Annotated in this window: 7 protein-coding genes; 2 read left to right on the top strand and 5 right to left on the bottom strand. The window is 34.6% G+C overall.

Annotated features, from left to right (window positions below; all coding sequences use genetic code 11):
• From N4A40_16555 to N4A40_16545, 3 genes are all read right to left on the bottom strand, one after another.
• Positions 1 to 766, bottom strand: a 766-nt coding sequence (locus N4A40_16555; protein ID MCT4663466.1) for an energy-coupling factor transporter transmembrane protein EcfT, incomplete at its 3' end; no start/stop codon positions are given.
• Complete coding sequence (locus N4A40_16550) at positions 763 to 2,466, bottom strand: ABC transporter ATP-binding protein (GenBank protein MCT4663465.1); 1,704 nt, start codon at positions 2,464 to 2,466, stop codon at positions 763 to 765. The genes N4A40_16555 and N4A40_16550, both read right to left, overlap by 4 nt.
• A 10-nt stretch (positions 2,467 to 2,476) precedes the next feature.
• Positions 2,477 to 3,103: an ECF-type riboflavin transporter substrate-binding protein gene (locus N4A40_16545; GenBank protein MCT4663464.1), complete on the bottom strand. Its 627-nt coding sequence runs from the start codon at positions 3,101 to 3,103 to the stop codon at positions 2,477 to 2,479.
• Positions 3,104 to 3,448: 345 nt separating this feature from the next.
• On the opposite strand from N4A40_16545, the gene N4A40_16540 reads away from it, so the two are divergent.
• Positions 3,449 to 3,712: a CD3324 family protein gene (locus N4A40_16540; GenBank protein MCT4663463.1), complete on the top strand. Its 264-nt coding sequence runs from the start codon at positions 3,449 to 3,451 to the stop codon at positions 3,710 to 3,712.
• A gap of 410 nt (positions 3,713 to 4,122) precedes the next feature.
• The gene (fba, locus tag N4A40_16535) at positions 4,123 to 4,986 is read left to right on the top strand and encodes a class II fructose-1,6-bisphosphate aldolase (GenBank protein MCT4663462.1); all 864 of its coding nucleotides are present in this window, start codon (positions 4,123 to 4,125) and stop codon (positions 4,984 to 4,986) included.
• Positions 4,987 to 5,072: 86 nt separating this feature from the next.
• On the opposite strand, the gene N4A40_16530 is transcribed toward fba, so the two are convergent.
• Complete coding sequence (locus N4A40_16530; GenBank protein MCT4663461.1) at positions 5,073 to 5,303, bottom strand: hypothetical protein; 231 nt, start codon at positions 5,301 to 5,303, stop codon at positions 5,073 to 5,075.
• A gap of 220 nt (positions 5,304 to 5,523) precedes the next feature.
• Positions 5,524 to 5,902 (bottom strand): hypothetical protein (locus N4A40_16525; GenBank protein MCT4663460.1); only part of this gene is annotated, 379 nt, incomplete at its 5' end.

Genomic DNA, 5,902 nt, shown 5'->3' with positions numbered 1-5,902 from the left:
TTATAGAACATAGCAAACATATTACATCGGCCTTCATTATTGGTTTTTGATTATACCAAGTTCTCTTTTTATGTCTTCCAAAACCTCTCAAATCCATAGCATTTGAAACTACTTCTATTCTATTTAGCGAACCCATTAGCAATGGCAATAATATAAAACTATAATTTTTCATTCTAGTTAAAAATCCTGCATCGCCTCTTCTAAATGGAATCCCTCTCGCCTCTTGAGCCTGCAATATAGTTTCCATCTCATCTTTTACATCTGGTATATATCTAAGTGCAATGCTAACAGCATAACCTATCTTATATGACACTCCTATTCTATTTAAGCTACTTGCAAATTTACTAGGATGGGTAGTCAGTACAAATAAAAGCGTTATTGGAAGTATTGCCAGATATTTAAATGAAAGAGTGAGGGCAAAAAATAATGTTTCATACGTAAGTACTTTGCCACCCCAAAAAGGCATAATTACACTTCTTGTTCCCGCTAACTCTGAACCATATTCTGGTGTCACCAAAATTAAAAACAATGAATTAAATATGGTAAATACTATCACAAATATCAGTAGCGGCCTTATACTCTTATACGGTATTTTGGCTATTTTAAGAAAACTAAAGCCTAGCACTACCAATCCAAAAAATATTCTCACGTCCATGAACATAAATACAAAAGCTGTCCACGCAAGTAACATAACAAGTTTCACACTACCATCTAGTCTATGAAATAAAGACTCCTTTTCTATATAAAGCGATCCCGATCTGCTCATACTCCTCGGCCTCCCTTCATATATCTCATGCTGATTTCTAAGAATCTATCAATCTCATCTATTTTCGCAATTTTGGCCATTTCACTGAGTGTCGTCTCTCTCAAATTAGCTCTACTCATCAGTTCATCATCAGACAATACATCGTATATACTTCCTATTTTAAGAACTTCTCCTCCGCTCAAAACTAGTGCCCTATCAGCATACTCAAGTGTGAGATGCAAGTCATGCGTTATCATTATCATGCTAATTCCAGTCTCTTTAATTTTCATAAGAAACTCCATAAATTCCCTATAATTATAATAATCTTGCCCAGCAGTTGGTTCGTCAAGCAATATTATATCTGGCTCTATAGCTAATATTGAAGCTATAGTTACTCTTTTTTTCTGTCCGTAGCTAAGAGCCTCTACTGGCCAATTTCTATAGCCGTAAAGTCCGCATACCTTCAAAGTAGATTCTACTTTCTCTTTTATATCCGATTCGTTTACTCCTCTTACTTTGAGTCCTAATGCAACTTCATCAAATACCATGTTTTGAGTAATCATGTGATTTGGATTTTGCATCACATATCCAATCTTATCACTTCGTTTTTTTATCGACCATTTATCTATTTTTTTACCATTTAGTTCTATATTCCCTGCTCTCTGTTTTTTGAGACCAGTAATTAGCTTCAAAAGTGTTGATTTACCCGCACCATTGTTACCAAGTACTGCTAATATTTCACCCTTTTTGACCTCAAAAGATACGTTCTTTATCAAATCACTTTCGTCCTTGTAATAGCTAAAGCAAATATCTCTAAGCGCAAGCGTCATCTCACCAGTCTCTTCAATTTTTTCTTCAACGTATTTTTCACGCTCGTACCACTCTTTTATGAGTTCTCTATATTTTGAAGTATTAGTTATATTAGCTAGCCCATCCTCAATCGACCATCTATCTCTAATCTTTTTCAAAAGTTCTACATAAAGTGGCTCTCTTAGACCATATTCTGTTAGATATGAACCTGCTAACAATAAATCTGGTTTTCCATTCCCCACAATAGTACCATTATCCACGACAATCATTCTGTCAAAATCATAGGCCAATACATCTTCAATTCTATGCTCTACCACTATTATAGTTTTGCCAGTTTCTCCATGTATTTGATCTATAAGGGCCATTGTCCTATGTCTGCTCACTGGATCTAAATTTGCAAGTGGCTCATCAAATAGCAATATATCAGCATCTATAGCCAATATTCCAGCAAGTGATACCAATTGCTTTTGTCCACCACTCAAATTATGTGGAGTCTTATTTATGTGCTCTATCATTCCTACCGCTTCTAATGCCTCACTTACTCTATTTTTCATATAGTCAACCGATTTGCAATCGTTCTCGTATGAAAATGCCACGTCTTCTCCCACACTAAGTCCAACAAATTGACAATCCTGATCCTGAAGTATTGTCCCGACATGTTCACTGATTTTATAAAGATCCATTTTAGCTGGTTCAAAATCCTTAATTCTAAGTGTGCCATCTATCGCCCCCTTATAAGAACAAGGAATTAGCCCATTGATACAATGGGCTATTGTCGACTTTCCTGAACCACTTGGCCCAGCTATTAAGACCTTTTCTCCTTGCTCAATTTTAAAATTGAGGTTTTTTAGCGTTGGCGATGACAAACTCTCGTATTTGAAGCTATAAGCCTTAAATTCTATAATCGCCACTTTAATTCTCCTATTCGTCTATAGTTAAATTTTTATTCTTTTTCTTCATTTTAGCTAATGCAACTACAACTGGAATACCAACTATTGCTACTACTCCAAGATTTGTTGAACTTGCTAGAAGTATTTGAAGCCATACTTTTTCTGCTGGTTCTCCATAAAGGAAAACATCTCCTGCATATGCTACTACACTTGCTACTAGCATTCCCATTACAGCATAAACATACATCTTGACTATATGTCTCTTTTCAATCTTGCCTGAAAGGACGTCAAAACTAGTATCTAACTTTACAAGACCTCCAAAAAGACCAAGTATTGCTGCTAAAAATACCCAGCTCCACCAAATTGAGCCCCATAAAAGTGCATCGTTTAGTGCATGTCCTATAAATCCTACCAAAAATCCTACTACTGGGCCAAATATAGCTCCGAATATAACCAAAAGTGATATCGAAAGTCTAAAGCTTGTATTTGGTCCAATAGGAATTGCTATTGCTGAAAGCGCCGCGTAAAGTGCCGCTCCAATTCCTATTGCCACAACTGCCTGTGTATTCATTTTAAGATTCGCTTTTTTACCCACTGCATACAATATAATACTCAAAATAATTGCAATAACTATTGCTACAATTGCTTGGATATCCATATCAAAATCCCCTTTCATTAATAATTTAATTTTTACGAACATTTCTTAACAAAACCTTCTAATTATTCACTCTTTACATTATAGTCGAGAGTTTCATTTGAGTCAATTTTTCTTCCTATTTATGTGAATTCTCTTCATGAACAAAACCTTAAATATCACTTAAGAAAAATGTAAATATACTGTAATGTTATTTGGGTCGAATTTGTAATAAAATAGTATCTGGAAAGAGTCCCTTTGGCAGAGGGCTCTAAATATTAAATCTAAAGAAAGGTGGGATTATGGTGATTAATTTAATTACGACTAGAAACAACAACGGTGCCATGAACATTTTACAGGAGGGAACATATGGGTTACAAAAATGGAACAGATGTGCTTCCGACTCACCTTTTGGAGGAAATTCAGAGTTACTTTAATGGAGGTCTGATTTACATCCCCAAAAGTGGTCAAAAGGTGAGCTGGGGCGAAAAAAGTGGAACGCGCGAACAGCTTGATGTTAGGAACAGAAAGATGCAAAGACTATACCAACTAGGTAATAGTATTGATGAACTGGCTTGTGAATTTTTCTTAAGCCCTGAAACAGTTAAAAAGATTGTATATGGTAAAGGCTAGAATGGCTTATAGTTGTTCTTGGACTAGTCGTTTTATACGATGCACTGTATACTATACTTAACCGGTTAATCTTTCACGAAGGGAGATGATGATGACATGATTAAAATAAAAGGGTGGTCTAAAGCATAACCACTAAGTGAAAGCAGTCTCAATTATGAGACTGCTTTTTTGTTTATATTGTATTTTAAAAAATCTGAAAAATTCTATCACGATTAGTTTTATGCTATAATTATTGGGTATTGATTGTTTGGTAATTGAGGATAATTGTTAATCGTTGGTTTAGGTCTCGGGAAAAGGGTTTATCTTTAAAAATCTAGTTAAATTCAGCTTTTGAGGTTTTCTTTTTGTGCTTTTTGCTTTATAATAACCTTGAAAGTAGAAAATATATATTTTATTGGAGGTCTCTTTATATGTTAGTTTCAGCAAAAGAAATGTTAAACAAAGCAAGAGAAGGCAAATATGCCGTAGGTCAATTCAACATTAACAACCTAGAATGGACAAAAGCAATCCTTTTGACAGCTCAGGAAAATAATTCTCCTGTCATCTTAGGTGTTTCTGAAGGTGCTGGCCGTTATATGGGTGGTTACAAGACTGTTGTAGGTATGGTAAATGGTATGTTAGAAGAGCTTAAAATCACTGTTCCTGTAGCACTTCATTTAGATCATGGTAGCTACGAAGGTGCTCTTGCTACAATTGAAGCTGGTTTTTCTTCTGTTATGTTCGATGGTTCACACTACGCAATCGAAGAAAATATCGAAAAATCAAAAGAAATCATCAGAATTGCTAACGAAAAAGGTATTTCAGTTGAAGCCGAAGTTGGTTCTATCGGTGGAGAAGAAGATGGTGTTGTAGGCGCTGGCGAAATAGCTGATGCTGCTGAATGTAAAATGATCGCAGACCTTGGCGTTGATATGCTAGCTGCTGGTATCGGTAATATCCACGGTAAGTACCCTGCAAACTGGCAAGGACTAAACTTTGATGCTTTAGCTAGAATCAATGAAGCAACTAAAGGTATGCCTCTAGTTCTTCACGGTGGTACTGGTATCCCTGCAGACATGATTAAAGAAGCTATCTCTTTAGGTGTTTCTAAAATCAATGTAAATACAGAATGTCAATTGACATTTGCTGCAGCTACTCGTGAATACTTCGAGGCTAAAAAAGATTTAGAAGGTAAAGGTTTTGACCCTAGAAAAATCTTAGCTCCTGGTTTTGAAGCTATCAAAGCTACAGTTAAAGAAAAAATGGAATTATTTGGATCTGTTAATCAAGCATAATTTTTGCAACTAGTAGTTTGCAACTAATAATTTTCAACTAATAGATTATAAAAAAAGGAGATGCATTCGCATCTCCTTTTTATTTATTATCTATTGGCGGATTCTAATACTTTTCTCATATCATCTTCTGTCAATTTACCAGTTCTATACTTAACTTGTAAGTCTCTCAAATCCTGCTTATCTATCTTATTTATAATTGATTCTAGTTCTTGTCTATTTTCTACATCTCCAAAATTCACGTCCTTTGCTGCAAATGCGGCTCCCTGTGTGAACATCATAATCGCAATCAATGTGGATGCTGCTAATCTTTTTCTCATAATAATTTCCTCCTGTAATGGTTTATTTATTTTATTTGGTTTGTTTGTTTGTTTGTTTGTTTTCTTTTTGTCTACACTATTAGTATACGAATCAAATGTGTCCAAATTATCAACAGGAGATGAAAATTCAGAAAATAAATATGACAACTTTGTTACCTTTTTATTTTAACCTTTGCATGAGTTTTCAATAACTACATCACGCATTCTAGATATTCACTCTTTATTTTTGAGTTTTTATCTCATTTTCTACAACTTTATATATTTTTGAATCAGTGAAATTTTTGACACCACCATCTACTAAACCATAGACTTTATCATCATCTGAAATATAAAGTTTATCTGGACTCTCGTATCTGTCAATATCTTCATCACCTTTACTTGCTATATCACTCGTATCTTCATTTCTTTTGTTGAATTTACCCTCTGCACCAATTTCATAAACGCCTATGTGCTCTTCTTCTATTCCTTTATCGCCTATTTTTGACTTAAAAACTTCTATAAACACTTTTTCCTGACTTATTTTAATTATTCTAGATTCTAGATACTCGTTTTCTTCATTATTCATATTAAATATCTCTTCTATCCCTTTTTTTACCCCC

Source organism: Tissierellales bacterium (assembly GCA_025210965.1).
In the GTDB taxonomy this organism is placed as follows: domain Bacteria; phylum Bacillota; class Clostridia; order Tissierellales; family JAOAQY01; genus JAOAQY01.
This window is presented reverse-complemented; position numbering and strand designations above follow the sequence as displayed.